This window comes from Myxococcus guangdongensis, from assembly GCF_024198255.1.
Taxonomy (GTDB): Bacteria; Myxococcota; Myxococcia; order Myxococcales; family Myxococcaceae; genus Myxococcus; species Myxococcus guangdongensis.
In genome coordinates, this window is record NZ_JAJVKW010000011.1 from 277765 (window position 1) to 297134 (window position 19370).

At 70.1% G+C, this 19370-nt stretch carries 16 protein-coding genes; 6 read left to right on the forward strand and 10 right to left on the reverse strand.

Going from position 1 to position 19370, the window contains the following annotated elements:
- The first annotated feature begins 271 nt into the window (after nt 1–271).
- From LXT21_RS30790 to LXT21_RS30805, 4 genes are read left to right on the forward strand one after another with little or no spacing between them, the layout of a single operon-like run.
- Complete coding sequence (locus tag LXT21_RS30790) at nt 272–925, forward strand: cobalamin B12-binding domain-containing protein (protein WP_254041776.1); 654 nt, start codon at nt 272–274, stop codon at nt 923–925.
- Nucleotides 926–934: 9 nt separating this feature from the next.
- Nucleotides 935–1639 (forward strand): hypothetical protein, encoded by a 705-nt coding sequence (locus LXT21_RS30795; RefSeq protein ID WP_254041777.1) that lies wholly within the window; start codon nt 935–937, stop codon nt 1637–1639.
- Nucleotides 1636–3681 (forward strand): hybrid sensor histidine kinase/response regulator, encoded by a 2046-nt coding sequence (locus LXT21_RS30800; protein WP_254041778.1) that lies wholly within the window; start codon nt 1636–1638, stop codon nt 3679–3681. The genes LXT21_RS30795 and LXT21_RS30800 overlap by 4 nt, the downstream gene beginning before the upstream one ends.
- Entirely contained in the window at nt 3674–5200 is a 1527-nt protein-coding gene (locus tag LXT21_RS30805) for a response regulator (RefSeq protein ID WP_254041779.1), read from the forward strand. The genes LXT21_RS30800 and LXT21_RS30805 overlap by 8 nt, the downstream gene beginning before the upstream one ends.
- A gap of 54 nt (nt 5201–5254) precedes the next feature.
- Here LXT21_RS30805 and LXT21_RS30810 read toward each other — a convergent pair whose 3' ends face one another.
- Nucleotides 5255–5620, reverse strand: a complete 366-nt coding sequence (locus LXT21_RS30810; RefSeq protein ID WP_254041780.1) for a helix-turn-helix transcriptional regulator — start codon at nt 5618–5620, stop codon at nt 5255–5257.
- Between the two features lie 499 nt (nt 5621–6119).
- Between LXT21_RS30810 and LXT21_RS30815 the strand changes: the two genes are divergently transcribed.
- Together LXT21_RS30815 and LXT21_RS30820 are read left to right on the forward strand one after the other, a co-directional pair.
- The gene (locus LXT21_RS30815) at nt 6120–7760 is read left to right on the forward strand and encodes a methyl-accepting chemotaxis protein (protein WP_254041781.1); all 1641 of its coding nucleotides are present in this window, start codon (nt 6120–6122) and stop codon (nt 7758–7760) included.
- A 113-nt stretch (nt 7761–7873) separates the two neighbouring features.
- Nucleotides 7874–8473, forward strand: a complete 600-nt coding sequence (locus LXT21_RS30820) for a DUF2378 family protein (RefSeq protein WP_254041782.1) — start codon at nt 7874–7876, stop codon at nt 8471–8473.
- Between the two features lie 20 nt (nt 8474–8493).
- Here LXT21_RS30820 and LXT21_RS30825 read toward each other — a convergent pair whose 3' ends face one another.
- The 9 genes from LXT21_RS30825 to LXT21_RS30865 all read right to left on the reverse strand — a co-directional run bounded on the left by LXT21_RS30825 (nt 8494) and on the right by LXT21_RS30865 (nt 19238).
- The gene (locus LXT21_RS30825) at nt 8494–8706 is read right to left on the reverse strand and encodes a hypothetical protein (protein ID WP_254041783.1); all 213 of its coding nucleotides are present in this window, start codon (nt 8704–8706) and stop codon (nt 8494–8496) included.
- A gap of 220 nt (nt 8707–8926) precedes the next feature.
- Entirely contained in the window at nt 8927–10339 is a 1413-nt protein-coding gene (locus LXT21_RS30830; protein WP_254041784.1) for a TolC family protein, read from the reverse strand.
- Entirely contained in the window at nt 10339–11571 is a 1233-nt protein-coding gene (locus tag LXT21_RS30835; RefSeq protein ID WP_254041785.1) for an ABC transporter permease, read from the reverse strand. Before LXT21_RS30835 ends, LXT21_RS30830 begins: the two co-directional genes overlap by 1 nt.
- The gene (locus LXT21_RS30840) at nt 11568–12323 is read right to left on the reverse strand and encodes an ABC transporter ATP-binding protein (RefSeq protein WP_254041786.1); all 756 of its coding nucleotides are present in this window, start codon (nt 12321–12323) and stop codon (nt 11568–11570) included. The genes LXT21_RS30835 and LXT21_RS30840 overlap by 4 nt, the downstream gene beginning before the upstream one ends.
- A gap of 71 nt (nt 12324–12394) precedes the next feature.
- Nucleotides 12395–13702, reverse strand: a complete 1308-nt coding sequence (locus LXT21_RS30845; RefSeq protein ID WP_254041787.1) for an efflux RND transporter periplasmic adaptor subunit — start codon at nt 13700–13702, stop codon at nt 12395–12397.
- 157 nt (nt 13703–13859) lie between these two features.
- Complete coding sequence (locus tag LXT21_RS30850) at nt 13860–15170, reverse strand: hypothetical protein (RefSeq protein ID WP_254041788.1); 1311 nt, start codon at nt 15168–15170, stop codon at nt 13860–13862.
- 162 nt (nt 15171–15332) lie between these two features.
- Nucleotides 15333–16727: a sensor histidine kinase gene (locus tag LXT21_RS30855; protein ID WP_254041789.1), complete on the reverse strand. Its 1395-nt coding sequence runs from the start codon at nt 16725–16727 to the stop codon at nt 15333–15335.
- A complete protein-coding gene (locus LXT21_RS30860; protein WP_254041790.1) occupies nt 16724–17452 on the reverse strand; it encodes a response regulator transcription factor in 729 nt (242 codons plus the stop codon). Before LXT21_RS30860 ends, LXT21_RS30855 begins: the two co-directional genes overlap by 4 nt.
- Before the next feature lie 280 nt (nt 17453–17732).
- Entirely contained in the window at nt 17733–19238 is a 1506-nt protein-coding gene (locus tag LXT21_RS30865; protein WP_254041791.1) for a ricin-type beta-trefoil lectin domain protein, read from the reverse strand.
- Nucleotides 19239–19370 lie beyond the last annotated feature (132 nt).

Consider the following 19370-nt stretch of genomic DNA (forward strand, 5'->3'; position numbering starts at 1 on the left):
CGCGAAAGGGAACACCGGTGGCTTCGAAAAGTGTCACCAGCCTCTTCGCGTCCGGATTCCCTATCCCGATTCCTCCTGTCGGCGAAGGCCGATGCGCCCACGCCACCTGCAAAATCTACAGGACGGGCGGCCTCACGAGCGCTCGTCTTCCCAGGCGTTCAGTGTCAGGTTGTCGATGAAAACACCCCCTCGCGCGTGTACTCGACTGTATCGAGGCAGGTTCCCGTCACTACTTTCCGATACTCGACGCCCCCCCGAGCTCGTGACACCCGTGACCGAAGACGCCCTCACCCAGCTCAGGACGCGCTACCTGGCGGCGCAGCTCGCGGGCAACCGGAAGGAAGCCCTGCGCCTGCTCGTGGATGACGGCCTCCTGCGGGGCATCCCCCTGCAGATCATCCACCTGGAGGTCATCCAGCTGGCCCAGTACGAGATTGGTCGGATGTGGCAGGAGAACATCATCTCCGTGGCCCAGGAGCACCTGGCCACCGCCGTCTCCCAGCTGGCCCTCGCCCACCTCTACCGCCACCTGCCCCGCGACCCGCCCAACGGCAAGGTCATCATGGTGTCGTGCGTCGAAGGCGAGCTGCACGAGGTGGGCGCGCGCATGGCCAGTGACTTCCTGGAGATGGCGGGCTTCGACGTGCGCTTCCTGGGCGCCAACGTCCCCTCCGAACACCTGGCGCGCATGCTGCGTGAGGAGACGCCGCACCTGCTCGCCCTGTCCGTGACGATGTCGTACCACTTGCCCGCGCTGCGCCGCGCGGTGGATGCCGCAAGAGCAGTCGCCCCCCACCTGCCCATCGCCGTCGGCGGACACGCCTTCCGATGGGCCCCCGGCCTGGAGAAGGAGCTGCACGTGACCTTCCACGGCAAGGACGCGCGCGAGCTCGTCTCGTCCGCCTGCCGCACGCTGGGAGTTTGAGGAAAACGCATGGAGACACCGAGTCGCCAGTTGGCAGCGCGCGCTGACGTCATTGCCCAGGCCTCCGTCGAGCCGATGTATCAAGACCCCTTCTGGGAGGCGCGCTACGGCCCCGAGCGCGCACGCCGCTTCGGCGACGAGGATGCGCGCTTCCATGTGCGCTACCTTGTGCAATCCCTCGACGAGCATCGCCCCTCGGTGATGGAGGGCTATGCGCGCTGGCTGCGCACCTTGCTGGTGTCGCGGGGAATGTCCACCTTCCATCTCGACGCGAACTTCGCCGGGCTGGCCTCCGCGCTGGAGGCCGAGGGGTGGGGCCCCGGCACCGAGCCGTACGAGCATGTGCGCGCCGCCCGGGAAGCCCTGCGCTACCCGGAAGGTCCCTCTCGCACCCTGCAGGACGATGCGGCGGAGCTGTCCCGTGCCGCCACCGCCCGGCTGGCCCTCTACCTCACCCAGGAGGACCGCCCACGATTGGAGGAAGAGCTGAGACTCCAGCTTTCATACCTGGCCGACGCGTTGGACGCGGACAAGCCCGAGCTGATGGCGGACCACGTGCGCTGGTACGTGGGCTTCTGGCCTCGGCGGGGCTTCGGCCTGCTCGCCTTCCCCACGGTGCTGGGGATGTTGAAGGCGGTGCTGGGAGGCCGGCATCCCGAGGCGCGCGCGCTGCTCGCCACCGCGGGTGTTTCGTGGGAGGAGACTCGCTCATGAGACTCTCCGCTCCCGACATGGGCCTCGCCGTGGACGAGCTGAGCCGCGAAGTCGCCATGATGTGCGACGCGCAGGGCGTGCTCACGTGGGTGGACCCGCGCGCGCAGGGCGTGCTCGAGGCCGCCCCGGGCAAGACGCTGCGGGCCCTGGCGGCCCAGGGCACCGAGGACAAGGTGGACCGGCTGTTGATCCAAGCGCGCGACGAGCGCGTGGACGGCTGGGAGCTCATCCTGTGCCGCGGCCAGACGCCCACCACGTTCGCCTTCCGCGCGCGCCCGCATGAGGGCGGGGTGCTGCTGGTGGGCAGCCTGGTACCGGAGGACTACGGCCACGCGCTGGAGCAGGTGAGCACGTCGATGAGCGAGCTGTCCGCGCTGCACCGCGAGGCGGAGAGCCAGCGCCGCGAGCTCAAGCGCCGCGCGGATGAGCTGCTGCGGCTCAACCGCGAGCTGGAGGAGTCCAACCGCGGCGTGCGCAGCCTGCACGCGGCCCTGGACGAGAAGGCGGAGGGGCTGCACCGCGCCGCGGAGATCAAGAGCCGCGTCGTCGCCAACGTCAGCCACGAGTTCCGCACGCCGCTGCACTCCATCCTCGGCCTGTCCAAGGTCCTGCTCAACCCCATCAACGGGCCGCTGTCCTCGGAGCAGGAGAAGCAGGTCCAGTTCATCCGCAACTCCGCCGAGTCGCTCTTCGAGCTGGTCAACGACCTCTTGGATTTGTCCAAGGTGGAGGCGGGCAAGACGACGCTGCGCCACAGCCGCTTCGTGGTGCACGATTTGCTCAGCGCGCTGCGCGGCATGATGAAGCCCATGCTGCCGCCGGGCTCGCCGGTGGACCTGCGGCTGGTGGAGCCGGAGGCGCCGCTGGAGCTGGAGACGGACGAGACGCGGCTGAGCCAGGTGCTGCGCAACCTGGTGTCCAACGCGCTGAAGTTCACCGAGGCCGGCCACGTCACCGTCAGCGCGGCTCCGGGCCCGCGCGACACGGTGGTCTTCACCGTGAAGGACACGGGCATCGGCATCGCCCCGGCGGACCACGAGCGCGTCTTCGAGGAGTTCACCCAGCTGGACAGCCACCTGCAGCGCAAGGTGAAGGGCACGGGCCTGGGCCTGCCGCTGGCGCGCCGGCTGGTGGAGCTGCTCGGCGGCACGCTGTCGCTGCACAGCGTGCCGGGCGAGGGCTCCACCTTCACCATCATCCTGCCCCGCGTGCACATGGAAGTGTCGGAGATGGCGGGGCTGTCCGAGCGCAGCCAGCACCTGGACGCCAGCCGCGCGCCGGTGCTGGTGCTGGAGGACGACCGGCAGACCTTGTTCCTCTACGAGAAGTACCTGGCCCGCTCGGGGTTCCAGGTGCTGCCGGTGCGCAGCACGGACGAGGCGCGCCGCGTGCTCCAGCGCGTGCGGCCCGCCGCCATGGTGCTGGACGTGATGCTGGAGGGCGAGACGAGCTGGAGCTTCCTGGCGGAGATGAAGAACGGCGAGACCACGCGCGACATCCCCATCCTCGTGGTGACGGTGACGGACCGCGAGCAGAAGGCGCGCGCGCTGGGCGCGGACGAGTTCTGGCTCAAGCCGGTGGACGAGGTCCGCCTGCAGAAGAAGCTCCAGGAGCTGGCGCGCAGCGGGCCCGTGGAGCGGGTGCTCATCATCGACGACGACGACGTGCACCGCTACCTGCTCAAGCAGCTGCTCAAGGACACGCCCTACGTGTTGCTGGAGGCCGCCGGTGGCAAGGACGGCGTGCGGCTGGCGCGCGAGCAGGTGCCGCAGCTCATCTTCCTGGACTTCGTGCTGCCGGACATCACCGCCTTCGACGTGCTGGACGAGCTGAAGGCGGACCCGCGCACGCGGGAGATTCCGGTCATCCTCCACACCTCGCACGAGCTGCGCGAGGACGAACGGGCGCGGCTGGCGAACGAGACCGCGGCCATCCTCTCCAAGCACACGCTCAGCCGCGAGGTGGCCATCGGCCGCATCCGCGACGCGCTGGCCAAGGCGGGCCTGGGCTCCCACATCCCACAGGAGGGGCGCCGTGGTTGAACCGCGACTGGCCACCGTCCTCAACGTCAACGACGACGACGCCAACCGATACCTGGTCAACCGCATCCTCGAGATGGCGGGCTACCACGTCATCGAAGCGGCCACCGGCATGGCCGCGCTGCTCCTGGCCGAGCAGCACCGCCCGGACGTCGTCGTCCTCGACGTGAAGCTGCCGGACATCAGCGGCTACGAGGTCTGCGCGCGCCTGCGCGCCAATCCGGACACCGCCGCCATCGCGGTGATGCACACGTCCGCCACCTTCGTCACGTCCGACAAGAAGGCGCGCGGCCTGGACGCCGGCGCGGACGCGTACCTCACCCAGCCCTTCGAGTCCTCGGAGCTCATCGCCACGGTGCGCTCGCTCCTGCGGCTGCGGCACGCGGAGCAGGCGGCGCGCCGGCGCGCGGACGAGCTGGCGGAGATGGACCGGCGCAAGGACGAGTTCCTGGCCATGCTCGCGCACGAGCTGCGCAACCCGCTCGCCGCCATCATGACCTCCATCGGCATCCTCGAGCGCAAGCCGACGGATGACACGAAGGAAGCCCGGATGCGCGGCATCATCCACCGCCAGACGAACCACCTGGCGCGGCTGGTGGACGACCTGTTGGACGTCAGCCGCATCACCCGCGGCAAGGTGGAGCTGCGCTCGGGCCGCCTGGACTTGCGCGCGGTGCTGCTCCAGGTGGTGCAGATCATCCGCCCCATCACCGAGGCGCGCGGCCTGGGGTTGGAGGTGTCGCTGCCCGAGGGGCCGCTGGTGCTCAGCGGCGACGCCACGCGGCTGGAGCAGGTGTTCACCAACCTGCTCGACAACGCGGCCAAGTACACCGACAGCGGGCACATCTCCCTGCGCGTGGAGCGGGAGGGCGTGGACGGCACGGCGCAGGCGGTGGTGCGGGTGCGCGACACGGGCATCGGCATTCCTCCCGACGTGCTGCCGCGCATCTTCGACTTGTTCGCGCAGGCGGACACCTCGCTGGAGCGCACGCGCGGGGGCCTGGGCATCGGCCTCACCCTGGTGCGCCAGCTGGTGCACCTGCACGGCGGACAGGTGCAGGCGGTGAGCTCCGGCACCGGCAGGGGCTCCGAGTTCGTGGTGCGGCTGCCGCTCCTGCACGCGAACGAGGTGTCGCTGGTGCCGCCCATCAACACGGTGTCGCGCTCGGGCCGGCGCATCCTCCTGGTGGAGGACAACCCGGACGCGCGTCAGGCCATGCGCGAGCTGTTGGAGCTGTGGGGCCACGACGTCGAGGTGGCGCCGGACGGCCTGCAGGGCGTGGAGCTGGCGGTGAGGAAGCCGCCGGAGCTGGCGCTGGTGGACATCGGCCTGCCAGGGCTGGACGGCTACCGGGTGGCGAAAGAGCTGCGCATGCGCATCGGCCGCGACATCCGCCTGGTGGCGATTACCGGCTACGGCGGGCCGGAGGGCCATGACCGCGCGCTCGCGGCGGGGTTCGACCTGCACATCGTCAAGCCGGTGAAGCCCGACGAGTTGGATCGCCTGCTGTCCAATCTGTGAGGGATGCGGGGGTGGGCGCGGGCCGGCGCCCTTCACTTCTTCGGGCGGGGCGCTTCAGCGCCGGCCCAGGGCGTTGGCCACCAGCCCCAGCAGCTTCACGTGGGGGGCCTCCAGCTGACGCACGGTGCGAAGCAGGCGGCGCACCTCGGGCCGCTCGGGTGGGGACGACGACGACTCGCTGACGCGCGTGGGCGGGGCGCCCTGCGAGGCGAGCCCCAACAGCTCGTCCGCGGAGACATGCAGCTCGTGACACAGCTTCAGCAGCGTCTGCACGCTGGGAAGCATGCCGCCGCGCTCCAGCCGCCCATACACCTCCGTGGCCACGTCGATGCGCTCGGCCACGTCAGCCTGGGTGAGCTCCAGCCGGGACCGCGCGGCTCTTGCTCCCGCTCCGATGGTGGTTGCCAGTTTCTTGTCCATGCCTTACCGACCCGAAACGTTTGGCCGCTGGCATAGGACGTATAGAGGCAGACAGACAGAACTTGTCGGGTCAGCCTCAGGTTGTTCACCCAGCGGGTCACCGCTGTAGAGGGAGACTTTCGGGGTTCCGAGTACCTCGATACCCGCCCCTTTCTCTCGACGGAAGAACCGACTTCCACGCTCAACCCGGCACCCTGAAGTCGGGGGAAGAGCCCCTGGAAGCGGACGACCTGATACGTCGGGCGTCGATTTTCCTACGGTGCCTGGGAGTCCTACCGCCAGGGCCACCCCGCAGGGTTGTATCCCCTGTCGGACGGCGGATGACGTCGGCGCCGGTGTGTCGGAACGTCGCGAGCGGGCAGGCGGGCCGTGACGCTCGCCCTGCCGCACACGGTGTACGCCGGAGAGGACGCGACCTGTGACAACCGGTGGCAATCGACGGGGAGACGACCTTGGGAGTCGCGCGCGTCGAGGGCGGGAGGACTAATCTCGCGCGCCGATGTCGCTCGGACGGCGCAACCTGCTGGTGAAGCTCTGTGTGGCGATGGGCGTGGTCGCCCTGCCGTTGCTCGTCGCCATCCTGGGCTACGTGTTGCCGCAGCTGCGCGCGCAGCTGCACGCGGACCGGGTGCGCGGGCTGCGGCAGGCGGTGGAGACGGCCTACGGAGTCCTCCGGGTGTACGAGGCGCGCGAGCGCACGGGCGCGCTGACGCGCGACGAGGCGCAACAGCAGGCGTCCGCGCTGCTGTCGTCGCTGCGCTACTCGGAGGTGGAGTACTTCTGGGTCAATGACCTGGACACGCGGCTGGTCATGCACCCGCACCTGCCAAAGATGGTGGGGCAGGACATGAAGGGCTACCGCGACGTGCGCGGGCGGCCGGTGTTCTCGGACATCGTCACGCTGGTGCGGGCGCGAGGCGAGGGCGCGCTGGGCTACGAGGCGACGCGGCCGGGCTCGCCGGACCCCATCCCGAAGGAGAGCTACGTGAAGCTCTTCGAGCCGTGGGGTTGGGTGCTGGGCACGGGCGTGTACGTGGAGGACATCGACCGGGAGGTGGCGGCGGTGCGCCGGCGCATCCTCGTTGCGGTGGGCGGCGCGCTGGTTCTGGCGGCGCTGGCGGGGGTGTATGTCTCGCGCCGCGTGGTGAAGCCCGTGCGCGCGCTCGCGCTGGCGGCGCACCAGGTGGCGCGCGGGGATTTGTCCGTGCGCGTGGAGGTGCGCACCGAGGACGAGGTGGGCCAGCTCACTGGCGCGTTCAACACCATGGTGGCGGGGCTGGGCGAGGTGGTGGGCGCGCTGACGCGGGCGGCGGGTGACACGGCGGCGGACGCGGAGCGCATCCGTGTGTCGGCGGACGGGCTGTCCCGAACGACGCGCGAGCAGGCGGAGTCGCTCGAGCGCGCGGCCAGCTCCGTCCAGGAGATGAGCCGTCATGTCTCGCTGGGGGCGGCGGACGCGCGCGTGGCGGCGCGCTCAGCGTCGAGCCACGGACAGGTGGCGCGCGAGGGCGGCGTCGCGGTGGACCAGGCGTCGCGGAAGATGGTGGAGATCGTCGACGTGGTGGAGCGCTCGGCGCGCACCGTGGAGGAGCTGCAGGCCTCCGGCCGCGCGACGTCGCGGATGCTCCAGCTCATCCAGGCGGTGGCGGACGAGACGCGGATGCTCGCGGTGAACACCGCCATCGAGGCGGTGCGCGCGGGGCAGCACGGCAAGGGCTTCTCCGTGGTCGCCGGCGAGGTGCGCAAGCTGGCGGAGCGCACGCACGAGGCGGCGGACCAGGTGCAGGAGCTGCTGACGAAGCACGAGGCGGACACCACCGCGGCGGTGGAGCTGATGCGCCGGGGGACATCGAAGGTGGACGAGGGCATGGGCCTGTCGTCCGCCGCGGCCCAGTCGCTCTCGCGCCTGTTGTCCGGCGTGAAGGAGCTGGGCGAGCGCGTGGAGGCCCTGGCGGAGCAGAACGCGCGCCAGTCGTCCTCGGGTGAGGCCATCGCCGAGCGCATCCAGGCGCTGTCGGAGCGCTCCGCCGAGGCCGTGTCGGGCGTGGAGCGCATCGCCCGCTCGGTGGAGGACCTGAGGGCCCGGGCAGGACGGCTCCAGGAGCTGGCCGCCCGCTTCACCCTGGGCGGGCCCCCTTAGTTCCCGGCGTTAATCTTTCTTCATACCCGCGCAACGCCCAGGACAGCTGTGCCGGGCAGTCTGCGACTCCAACCTGGATGGACGTCCTCCATCCACACCTGGAGGTAGGAGACATGGCGCTGGCATTGACGCGGGCCCCCGGGCGCGAGCCCGTGGTGTTCGGATACGCGCTGGAGACGCTGCTGTCGGCGGCGGCGCCCCTGACGGAGCTCACGCAGAAGGCGCTGGAGCGGCAGGGCATCTTCGCGCTGCGGCCCCTGCACACGGCCTACCCCTGCGCGGTGTGGCCCCAGAGCATCCAGCTGTTGGCCGCCACCACCCTGCCCCACCTGGAGCGCGAGGAGGCCGAGTACGAGCTGGGCCTGCGCTTCGCACAGGCGTTCATCCAGGCGCGCCTGGGCACGGCGCTCCAGGACTTCGCGCAGGTGGTGGGCCCGGAGAAGATGTTGCTGCGGCTCGCGCGCTCGCTGCGCTCCATCAACAACTTCCTCGACGCCTCGGTGACGCCGACGGGGGACGACGGTGGTTGGGAGCTGAGCCTGTACCCGGTGCGGGAGTTCCTCGACCACCCGCGCCGTCGGGCGGACCCGCCGCACTTCATGCGGGGCCTGCTCACGTTCGCGTTCCAGCACAGCGGCGCGCCCACGGCCCGGGTGACGCTCACCCGCCACGATGAAGCGCGGGCGGTGACGACCTTCCACGTCAGCCTGTAGTCACCTCGGGCGGGCGAAGCTCACTGACACCAGTGCGGCTGACGGACGCAGTCGCGGCACAGGCCCCCCACGCACGTGCTGTTGCCCGGGCAGTAGTCATCCGGGTGACGACACGCCAGGGCCTGCTCGGTCTCGCCCAGCGTCTCCGGGACCGCCTCCTCCGCGGGGCCGCCACAGGCCGACAACGTCAGCACCGCCATCAACCCCAGCAGCCCCTTGTAGAGTCCTCGCATGGCACGCTCCTCGGCTCGGATGGGTACGAGCCTCCGAGATTAACCCGATTCCAGATGCCATGGGATTGCGACCCGGATTCGTCGCGATGCAGGGTGCTCGTTTGAGCGCGAGCAAGCGACACGGGCCCACCTCGGCGAGCACGGCCTCATCCGCTCGCCGCGAACAGGTGCAGGGGCCACGCCGCGCTCCACTCCCGACAGGCTCGGCGCCATCCATTCGCTACGAGCCGGCGACGCGGGCCTGCTCCTGACGAGCGCAGCGCCATCCATTGACCGCGAGCAAGCGCGGGCTGACCCCAGGCTCCTCCGATGAGCGCCACGCCACCAGCGTCGGCCGCGTGCCGAGCGCACGGGCCAGCTCCGCGCGAGCGGTGGCGAGCTCGTAGTTCGCCTGCACGCGCTGGGCGGCGGCGCTCGTGTAGGCCACCTGGGCGTCCCCCAGCTCGATGATGTTGCCCACGCCCGCGGCATAGCGCCCCTCGGCCAGGCGCAGGCGCTCGCGCGCATTGAGCAGGGCCTCCTCGGCGGCGGACAGGGCCTCGCGCGCGGCGGTGACAGCCAGTCGCGTCTGCTCCACCTCCAGGCGCACCTGTTGCCGGAGCGCGTCCTGCTGGGCCCGAGCATCCCGCACCAGCGCCCGACGCTCGCGCACCTCGGCCCGGGTGCGCCCGCTGTCCCACAGGTTCCAGCTCAGGTTCAGCCCACCGCTCACGCTCACGTCCGCGTCGACAGGACTGTCCCCCAGGTCCTGCACCCCGGCCGTGGCCCCCAGGCTGGGCCAGTACCCCCCTCGCGCCACGCCCACCTGCGTCTCCTGCGCCCGCACTTGGAGCTCACCGGCGGCCACGTCCGCGCGCACCGACAGCGCCCGCTCCACCAGGACCTCCGTGGCGGCCTCCTCGCCCTCGAGCGGCGCCACCGCGACGTCCCGCACCACGTAGTCCGTGGAGCCCTCCACGCCCATCGCCTGATTGAGCCGGGCCTTCGCGGACGCATACCCATTGCGCGCGCGGATGAGCTGCACCTGCGCGTTCGCGCGGGCCGTGCGCTGCTGGAGCAAGTCGATTTCGGGCCGCGAGCCCACCTCGACGGCGGCCTGCACCTGCTGCAACCGACGCGACTCCGTGTCGAGCGTCTCCTGCGCCACATCCAGCAGCGCGAACTGCGTGAGCGTGTCGAAGTACACGGCGCGCACGTCGAGCAGCACGTCCTCCAGCGTCTGCGCCTGCGAGGACTCCTGCGCCTGGGCGGACTGGCGCGCGGCGGTGAGCCGGCCGCTCGTGCGCCCGAAGTCATAGAGGAGCTGATTGGCGGACACGCCCGCGCTGAAGCGCTTCGACACACCCCGGCCGCCGGGCACCTCCGTCGTGAGGTTCCTGCCCACGTCGTAGCCCGCGCTGCCGCTCACCTGGGGGAACAGCCCCGCACGCGACTGGTCCGTGCGAGCCCGCGCCGCATCCGTCCCCGCCTGGGCCGAGCGCAACCGGGGCTGCCGCTCCCTCGCGGTGGACTCGGCTTCATCCAACGTGAGGACCCGCGCCTCGGCCGTCACTCCAGGCGCCTCCGTCGACGCCCGCGCCGCTCCAGCCGCCAGACCCCACCCCAACACCACCATCCACGACAGCGCGCGCATCACTCGTACCTCAGGGCATCGATGGGGTCCAACCGGCTCGCCTTGCGCGCCGGATACAGCCCGAAGCCCACGCCGACGAGGGCGCTGAAGCCCAGCGCCAGCACCACGACGTCCGGCCGGACGAGCATGGGCCACTGGAACTGCGCCGCGAGCAGCTTCGCCACGCCCGCGCCCAGGGCCGCGCCCAACAGCCCGCCGAGCATCGACAACGTCAGCGCCTCGACCAGGAACTGCAACAGGATGTCACGCGGCCTCGCACCGATGGCCACGCGCACGCCAATCTCCCGCGTGCGCTCCGTGACGCTCACCAACATGATGTTCATGATGCCGATGCCGCCCACGACCAGGGACACCGCGGCGATGGCCGCGAGCAACAGGCTCAACGTGCGCGTGCTCTCCTGCTGTCCGCTCGCCAGCTCCGCCAGGTTGCGCACGTCGAAGTCATCCGCCTCGCCGTCCTCCAACCGGTGACGCTCTCGCAGGAGCTGGGTCACCTCCTGCTGCGCCTGCGTCGTCTGCGCGGAGGACGCGGCCTGCACGTAGACGACGCCGCTGATGTACGCGCCCAGGCTCTGCGCCTGCACGCTGCGCCGGAAGCTGGTGGCGGGGATGAACACGGTGTTGTCGAAGTCCTGGCCCATGCCGGACTGGCCCTTGCGCGCCGCCACCGCCACCACCGTGAAGGGCGTGGTCTTGATGCGCACCACCTGTCCCACCGGGTCGAAGCCCGGGCCATACAGGTTGTCCACCACCGTCTGGCCCAGGATGACCACCTTGGCGCCCAGCTCCGCGTCGGACTCGGAGAAGCGGCTGCCCAGGGCCATGGTCCAGTTGCGCACGTCGAAGAAGTCCGGCGTGGTGCCCACCACGCTCGTCGTCCAGTTCTGCTCGCCGGAGAAGACCTGCGCGCTGGAGCGCAGCTCGGGCGCCGCCGCGCGCACGCTCGGCAACTGCGTGCGCATCGCCTCCAGGTCGTCCCACGTCAGCGTGGGCTGGCTGCCGAAGCCGCCGCGCATGCCGCCCGCGCTCGATGAGCCCGGCAGCACCACGAGCATGTGGGTGCCCATCGAGTCGAACACCTTCTGCACGCTGGCGCGCGCGCCGTCGCCGATGGCCACCATGGCGATGACCGCGCCCACGCCGATGATGATGCCCAGCGCGGTGAGCACCGAGCGCGTCTTGCTGCGCAGCAGCGCGCGAATCGCCAGTCGCATCGTCTCCAGGAGGTTCATGGGTGAGCCTCCTCGCCCTCGTCCTCAGGCAATGGAACCGCGGCCTGGGGTGTCTGCCGCTTGTCGGAGACGATGCGCCCGTCCCGCACCACGACGACGCGTCCCGTGTACGCGGCGATGTCCGGCTCGTGCGTCACCACCACCAACGTGAGCCCCTCACGCTGGAGCTGCTGGAACAGCGCCATCACCTCCACGCTGGTGCGCGAGTCCAGGTTGCCCGTGGGCTCGTCGGCGAGGATGAGGCGAGGCCTGCCCACCAGGGCCCGGGCGATGGCCACGCGCTGCTGTTGTCCGCCGGAGAGCTGCTTGGGGTGGTGCTCCAGTCGCTCCCCCAGGCCCACGCGCGTGAGCGCATCGCGGGCCCGCGCGTGTCGCTCGCGAGCGCCCACGCCCGCGTACAACAAGGGCAGCTCCACGTTCTCCAGCGCCGAGGTGCGCGCCAGCAGGTTGAAGCTCTGGAACACGAAGCCGAGCGTGCGGTTGCGCACGCGGGCCAGCCCGTCCCGGTCCAGCCGCGACACGTCCTGTCCATCGAGCAGGTAGTGGCCCTGCGTGGGCTTGTCCAGACAGCCCAGGATGTTCATCAACGTGGACTTGCCGGAGCCGCTGGTGCCCATGACGGAGACCAGCTCTCCCGGTTGCACGGTGAGGTCCACGCCGCGCAGCGCGCGCACCTCCACGTCCCCGGTCCGATACACCTTGCTCACCGCGCGCAGCTCCACGAGCGGCGGCGCGACCTTGCTTGATTCCATGTCCACCCGACTCCTCGCTTCCCCGCCCTGAACCCGTTTCCAACCGGCCGAACGAGCGCTCCGCGCGCCCCTCAGAAAGGCCCGGGCCCACGCCGCATCGGCGGCCGCCCCCCAGCCGGTGGCGCCCCGCCCGCAGCCGCGCTGGTCGTCTGACCGATGACGACCACGTCTCCGGCCTTCACGTCTCCCTCGGACAGCTCCGTGTAGCTGCCATCCGTGAGCCCGGTCTTCACACGCGCGGGCGTGGGGTGCGTCTGTCCCGCGCGCAGCAGGTACACGGTGCGACGGCCATCCTCCTCGGGCGGCGCGCCCCGGGACCCCTCGGCCGGGGGTGGTCCCTCCGTCACGGCGGGACGGAAGCGCAGCGCCGCGTTGGGCACGGCGAGTGCCTGGTCCTTCTGCGCGGTGACGATGGTGACGTTGGCCGTCATGCCCGGCTTCAGCTTCAGGTCCGGGTTGTCGACGTCGATGATGGCGTCGTAGGTGACGACGTTCTGGACCGTCGTCGCCGCGTTGCGAATCTGCCGGATGGTGCCGTGGAAGCGCTCACCGGGCCACGCGTCCACGGTGAAGGTCGCGCGCATCCCATCCTCCAGCCGCCCCACGTCCGCCTCGGACACGCTGGTGTTCACCTGCATCTTGCGCAGGTCCTCGGCGATGGTGAACAGCGTGGGCGCCTGGAGTGACGCGGCCACCGTCTGCCCCACGTCCACGCTGCGCGAAATCACGATGCCATCCGTGGGCGAGACGATGGTCGTGTAGCGCAGGTTGACGTCCGCCTCCGACAGCGCCGCCTGCGCCTGCGCGAGCTGCCCCTCCGCCGCCGACACCTGCGCACGGGACGACTGCGCGGTGGACTCAGCGGTGTCCAGGTCCGCCTGCGAGATGAACTGTTTGTCGCGCAGCGCCTTCGAGCGCTCCGCCTGCTTGCGCGCGTTGTCCGCCTCCACGCGGGCCTTGGTGACGTTGGCGCGAGCGGCGACCAGGTTCGCCCGCGCGCGCTCCACCGCCGCCTGGAACAGCTGCGGGTCGATGCGCGCGATGACCTGCCCCTTCTTCACGGGCGAGTTGAAGTCGACCGACAGCTCCTGGATGCGCCCTGACACCTGGCTACCCACCTGCACCGTCACCAGCGCGGACAAGGTGCCGGTGGCCGTCACCTTCGACGTGAGCCGTCGCGGCTCGACCTTCGCCGTCTGGAACGCGGCGGCCGGGTCCTCCACCTGCCCTCGCACACGGAGGACCCCCACGCCCACGACGACCGCCAGCCCCAGCAACGTCCAGCCCCACCAGGGCAGCCGTCGCCTCGTCGTCTCCACCTCATGAGTCACGGGGGCTGGGACCAACAGCTCCCCCGCTGCTTCGCTCGAGACCTTCATGTCGCAAGGTCTACGTGGCGAATGATTACGGCGAATGAAGGCGGGATTACGAGGTGTGTCCGAGCACCTCGCGGTCGAAGCCCGGCCGACGGGCCTCGGAGCAACCGGGGGGGCGGGGCCGTGAAATCAAGGGCAGGGAACGAATTGAGTCGCGACCTTACCGCCTGGAGTACTTGTCCCCGACCTTCGGCCACCGATCTCGAACGGGAGGCGTGAGGAGGCGTCCAGTGCCCTTGAGCATCTTCTGGTGCTCCTCATCGGCTGTTTTGAGGAACGCGCTGAGCCTCTGCCAGTCGATGTCATTGCTTCGAGCAAGCTGCTCGACCACCGCCAGATGCTTCGACCGAGGCGTCTGAACACGAACCTTTCCATGATTGTCATGGTTGGGATCAAATCCAGCGCCCGGGTCAACCTTGCGGAGCTCGGAGAGCGGACCCACCTCGAGGTTCGCAGGGAGGTTGAGCAGTATCTCCAGATAGTCCGATTTGGTGGCAGTCGGCCGGACCCGGCTCTGGATCTTGTCCAGGAGCACGCGAAGTACGGCGCCTTGGGCGCCAGCCTTCTCGAGCTTCTGGCTCAATTCTCTCAAGGTCGCTTGAGAGATCTTGTGGTGCAATGAGCCCCTCTTGGTGGGGAAGAGATATTGGTGTTCGGGGTCAGCCGCGAACTTCTGGGCATCCTCGCGGAGCACTTTCAGCGCCCAGTCGCCGTGGTTTGCGGCCCCCGTGCCCAACCGCACCTTGCCATCGTCCAGCTCCCACTTCTTCAGATGCTCCCGCACCTGATTGACGTAGGTGCTGTCCCATTTTGCCCGGACCACCGCCAGGCCGACCTCGTGAAGAGGGCCCAGCACGCCCTTCCACCTGGCGAGCATTTCGCCGAAGACGATCTGCTCTTTGTCGCTCAGCTTCGATGACACGAACTTCATGAGCTCCTCTTCCGGGTCGACCCAGGCGGAATCATCGTCCGTGTCTTGCGCAGGAGGCTTCTTCGCCATCTGCCCCGCCCCTGCGGCGGCCGCCGCGGATGCCCCATCACTCGCGGCCGCCGCGGATACTCCGCCACTCACGGAGGCCGCAGGCTGGCCGACCGTTTTCGCACCGGCCTTCTTCGCGTCCCGCCGGGCCTTCTTGGTCGAGGCAGCTTTGGCCTTCATGGCGGGCGCAGCGGCCGCGCCCCCCTTGATGCGACTGGCATTCTCAGCCTGCCTGCACGAGACACAAGACCCAGCGACCTGGTTGTGTCCGCAGCGCTTCGGCTGGACGCACATCGCACAACCGTCAGGTGGCTGTCCGTGCTCGCAAGTCGCTTGCGTGGCGATGTCGCTGTCCGGCGCCATCCCCTTGAACGTCGTCCTCATCATCAAGTTCGAAGCGGCAACATCGGCTGAGGCAGCCATGCCGCACCCAGGGCATTTCTTCTTGTCTTCCTGGCTCGTCAGCTCGGTGTTGCAGTAGGCACACAGCAAGCACTCCCCCTCTCGTGATTCGAATGCGGCGACAACAGTGACGCACCAGTCACTGCATGTCACATACCACTCACGACAAGGGTGAGAGACGCCCCGGTCAGGGCGCATCCCAGTCGCCCCGGAACGCAGGCGCGTCTGGGCAAGACGCAAGAGAGGGCCGCGCTACCCGTCGACGCGAGCCTCCACCGTCGGCAGCGGCAACACGATGCGCGCCGTGGTGCCCACGCCCGGCTGGCTCTCCAGCGTCAACGTCCCGCCGTGCGCGTCGACGATGCGACGGGCCAACGCCAGCCCCATGCCAATTCCCCCCGTGCGCCGCGCGCGGCTGCGGTCCGTGCGGAAGAACGGCGTGCCCACGCGGCCCAGGTCCTCCGACTCGATGCCGATGCCCTCGTCCGCCACCTCCAGCGAGAGCGTTCCCGGAGTCCCGGCGGACAGTGCTCGCAGTCGCACCGGACTCCTCGGCTCGGAGTACTTGCCCGCGTTGTCGAGCAGGTTGTCCAGCGCGCGGCGCAGCAGCACCGGGTCCACCTCCACGGGTGGCAGCGAGCCCTCCACGCTCACCTCCAGCACCCGGCCCGGCCGCGCGGAGCGGAAGCGCGAGGCGGCCTTGTCCACCAGGCTCCGCACCTCCACCTGCTCCTGCCGCAGCGGCGGCGCGCCCACGCCCGCGTTCCCCGTGGTCAAATCCAGCCGCGCCGCGGTGAGCACGTCATCCACCAACTGCTCCAGCTCGGCCAGGTCACTCGTGATGTCGGAGAGCATCTCCCGCGCCGTCTCCGCGTTGCCCTCCGCCGCCAGATCCAACGCCACGCGGATGCGCGCCAGCGGCGTGCGCAGCTCGTGCGACACGTTGGCCAGCAACTCTTTCTGCGAGCGCAACAGATGCGTGATGCGACAGGCCATCTCGTCGAAGGCCTCCGCCACCTGCCCCAGCTCATCGCGACGGCGGATGCCCGTGCGCGTGTCCAGCTTGCCGTCGCCCAGCGCGCGCGCCACCTCCGCGAGCCGCTGGAGGGGCCGCGCCAGCGTGCGCGCGAAGGCCAGTGAGGTGATGGCCGTGGACAAGAGCACCGCGCACACCACGAGCGCGGTGTTCCCCGGCGGCGGCTCGGGAGGACGGGTGATGATGGTGGCGTACGCCTCCAGCGGCCCCTCCTCCGGAATCGGCAGCGTGAGCGCGTGCGGCGGAGGCCCCCGAGACAGCCGCTCGCCGTGCAGCGCCAGCTCATCCAGCTCCACGGGGGTGAGCTCGGGAGCGGGGGCCGACGTGTTGGTGGCGATGAGCCGCCCCGAGGCGTCTCTCAGCGTCACCTTCGCCTCGAGCAGCCTCGCGGCGCGGTCCAGCGAGGCCTGGAGCGCCACCGGGTCTCCGAGCAGCTCCTCCCACTCACGGATGTTGTACGCGGCGTGACGGACGAAGCCGTGCCGCAGCGGCTTGTCGACGACGAACGAGCGCGCCGCGAACAGCGTGGCGACGACGAGCACGAGCTGGGCGATTCCCACCAGATAGATGCGGAACAGCAGCCTGCCAGGAGCGCGGAGACGACGGCTCACGACTCCTCTCCGGTCGCGAGCATGTAGCCGGCGCCGCGCACCGTCTTCAACAGCAGGGGATTGCGAGGGTCCACCTCCAGCTTCTGGCGCAGGCGGAAGATGTGCACGTCCACCGAGCGGTCGAACACCTCGTCCGCGCTGCCCTTCACCAGGTCCAGCAGCTGCTCGCGGCTGAGCACGCGGCCGGCGCGCTCGGCCAGCACGCGCAGCAGGCTGAACTCGTAGGTGGTGAGGTGCAGCGCCCGACCGTCGAGCGTGGCGCGCAGGCTGCGTGGGTCCATCAGTAGCCGTCCGGCCTGCACGGGCTGGGACGAAGGACCGGCCTTGCCCCGGGCGCGGCGCACCTGGGCGCGGATGCGGGCGAGCAGCTCGCGCGAGGAGTAGGGCTTGGCCAGGTAGTCGTCCGCGCCCGTCTCCAGGCCGAGCACGCGGTCGGCCTCCTCGCCTCGCGCGGTGACCATGATGATGGGGACATCGGTGCGGCCTCGCAGGTCCCGACACACCTCCAGGCCATCGCGGCCGGGGAGCATCAGGTCCAGGAGGATGACGTCGAACACGTGGCGGTTGGACTCGACGAGCGCGTCGGAGCCGCTGTGCGCCAGCGTCACCACGACGCCGTGCTCCTGGAGGTAGCGGGCGGTGAGCCGCGCCAGACGCTCGTCATCTTCGACGAGCAGGACCTGGATGGTGCCCTCCTCCAGCGAGGGACGGCTGAGTTGTTCCATGGGTGCGAGCCTCCTGCCTTTCCGCGGACCTTCCCACCGGGAAGGTAACAGCGGAGCCGTGGCCCGGGAGCAGGCGGGAGGGGTCTGGCGCCACTCGCCGGGCTCCGGCCGGGTCCAGCGAGGGCATTCAAGCTCCCGGGCCACGCGTCGAACGGTGTCACCGGGATATGTCCGGGGTGCGTCCCGCGGATGACGGATTGTTACCGGCAGCCACCCGCCCGCCCAGGGACCGGTCGGGCCTCCGACACCCCGTCCGGCCCGGAGTTCCAGGGAACTCCGGTCAGCGCAGGTACCACTTCTGGTTCGCGGTGCCGGCGCACTCCCAGATGTGCAGCCGCGTGCCGTTGTTGCTGTTCCACTCGGCCACGTCCACGCACTTGTTCGCCTGCGGGTTGACCAGGTCACCCGCGCCGCTGAGGACGAACTGCTGCGCGGGGTTGCCCGTGCAGTCGTGGAGCTGGATGAGCGCGCCGTTGGCCGTGGAGCCCCACGTCACGTCCATGCACTTGCCGAAAGCGCGCAGCGTGCCGTCGCCGTGGAAGGTCCACTTCTGCGCGTTGGTGCCGTTGCAGTCCCACAGCTGGATGGGCGTGCCATTGGCCGTGTTGGAATGGTCCACGTCGATGCACTTGCCCGCGAGCCCGACGATTTCACGTCCACCGCCGCCGCCGTTGGTGGTGAGCGACAGGCCGTAGACGGAGAGGATCTCGTTCACCGGCTGGAAGTACGTGGTGCCCCCCGTGGAGCAATTGCCCGAGCCGCCCGACGTCACGCCCTGCGCCTGGTTGCCCGAAATCCATGAGCCGCCCGAGTCGCCACCCTCCGCGCACGCGTTGCTGCGCGTGAGCCCGTACACGGGGCCAACGTCGTAGTTGACGGTGACATTCTTCGCCTGGATGACGCCACAGCGCCAACCGGTGGTGGAGCCCGAGCGACAGACGGACGCGTTGATGCCCGCCTCCGCGGAGCCCGCGACGATGACGTTGCCGCCCGCGTAGTTGTAGACCCACGGCTGCGAGGCCCAGCTGCCGTTCGTCTGCACCCAGCCGTAGTCGTTGTTCGGGAAGGACGAGCCGCGCACGGTGCCCTGGCCCGCGCCGTTGTGGCCCTGGGTGGAGGAGTTCACCCCGCCGCAGTGGCCCGCGGTGACGAAGCCTCCGGCCACGGGGAAGCCGATGGAGCAGCGCACGTTGCCGTTGATGTAATACGCGTCACCGCCGCGCAGGTCATACAGGGGGCGGGGCTTCTCCTGGGAGATGACCACGCGCACGGCGGTGTCGGCCGCGCCGCTCTCCGCGACGAAGCGCTCCGCGTTCACCACCGCCGCGTCCCGGGCGAGCACCACCACGCTGTTGGTGGGCAGGTCCACGTACCAGCCATGGATGTCCTTGCTGGCCACGTCCGCGCCCCGGTCCAGCGCCTCCTTCAGCGCGTCCAGCTCGCGCTCCGTGCGCGTCACCCAGCGAGGCTCCGCGCCCGCGCGCCGCGCCGCCTGCTCTCCCGCGGCGGTGGTGACGCCGACGATGAACCGGTCTCCCGTCTCGTTCAGCCACGCGCCGCCGAAGGAGGTGCCCAGCTCGCCCCGCAGCGTCCGCTCCGCGCGCGCTGTCAGCGCCTCTGTCTCCAGCCGTTGCCGCGCCTGTTCGGCGGTGAGCCCCAGGTCCCGCTGCATCGCGGTGAGCACCTCGGGAGAGATGTCCTCGCTCGCCGCGAGCGCGGCGCCAGGGAGCGTCAGGGTGGTGAACAACGCCGTCGCGGTCCGGAGCGCATGCAGTCTTCGGTTCATCGGGGGCTTCCTTTCTGAACGGGGGACCGGCGCACGCGGACACCCTCGTCCGCGACGCCTCGCGGACCATCGGAAGCGGGATTCACCTCCCGAGTCAATCAATTCAAGTATTCACAGAAAATCACGACACTT

Coding starts and splice junctions, on each gene's coding strand:
- LXT21_RS30795 (WP_254041777.1), top strand. CDS start 935: ATGGAGACACCGAGTCGCCAGTTGGCAGCGCGCGCTGACGTCATTGCC.
- LXT21_RS30800 (WP_254041778.1), top strand. CDS start 1,636: ATGAGACTCTCCGCTCCCGACATGGGCCTCGCCGTGGACGAGCTGAGC.
- LXT21_RS30810 (WP_254041780.1), bottom strand. CDS start 5,620: ATGGACAAGAAACTGGCAACCACCATCGGAGCGGGAGCAAGAGCCGCG.
- LXT21_RS30815 (WP_254041781.1), top strand. CDS start 6,120: ATGTCGCTCGGACGGCGCAACCTGCTGGTGAAGCTCTGTGTGGCGATG.
- LXT21_RS30820 (WP_254041782.1), top strand. CDS start 7,874: ATGGCGCTGGCATTGACGCGGGCCCCCGGGCGCGAGCCCGTGGTGTTC.
- LXT21_RS30825 (WP_254041783.1), bottom strand. CDS start 8,706: ATGCGAGGACTCTACAAGGGGCTGCTGGGGTTGATGGCGGTGCTGACG.
- LXT21_RS30830 (WP_254041784.1), bottom strand. CDS start 10,339: ATGCGCGCGCTGTCGTGGATGGTGGTGTTGGGGTGGGGTCTGGCGGCT.
- LXT21_RS30835 (WP_254041785.1), bottom strand. CDS start 11,571: ATGAACCTCCTGGAGACGATGCGACTGGCGATTCGCGCGCTGCTGCGC.
- LXT21_RS30840 (WP_254041786.1), bottom strand. CDS start 12,323: ATGGAATCAAGCAAGGTCGCGCCGCCGCTCGTGGAGCTGCGCGCGGTG.
- LXT21_RS30845 (WP_254041787.1), bottom strand. CDS start 13,702: ATGAAGGTCTCGAGCGAAGCAGCGGGGGAGCTGTTGGTCCCAGCCCCC.
- LXT21_RS30860 (WP_254041790.1), bottom strand. CDS start 17,452: ATGGAACAACTCAGCCGTCCCTCGCTGGAGGAGGGCACCATCCAGGTC.
- LXT21_RS30865 (WP_254041791.1), bottom strand. CDS start 19,238: ATGAACCGAAGACTGCATGCGCTCCGGACCGCGACGGCGTTGTTCACC.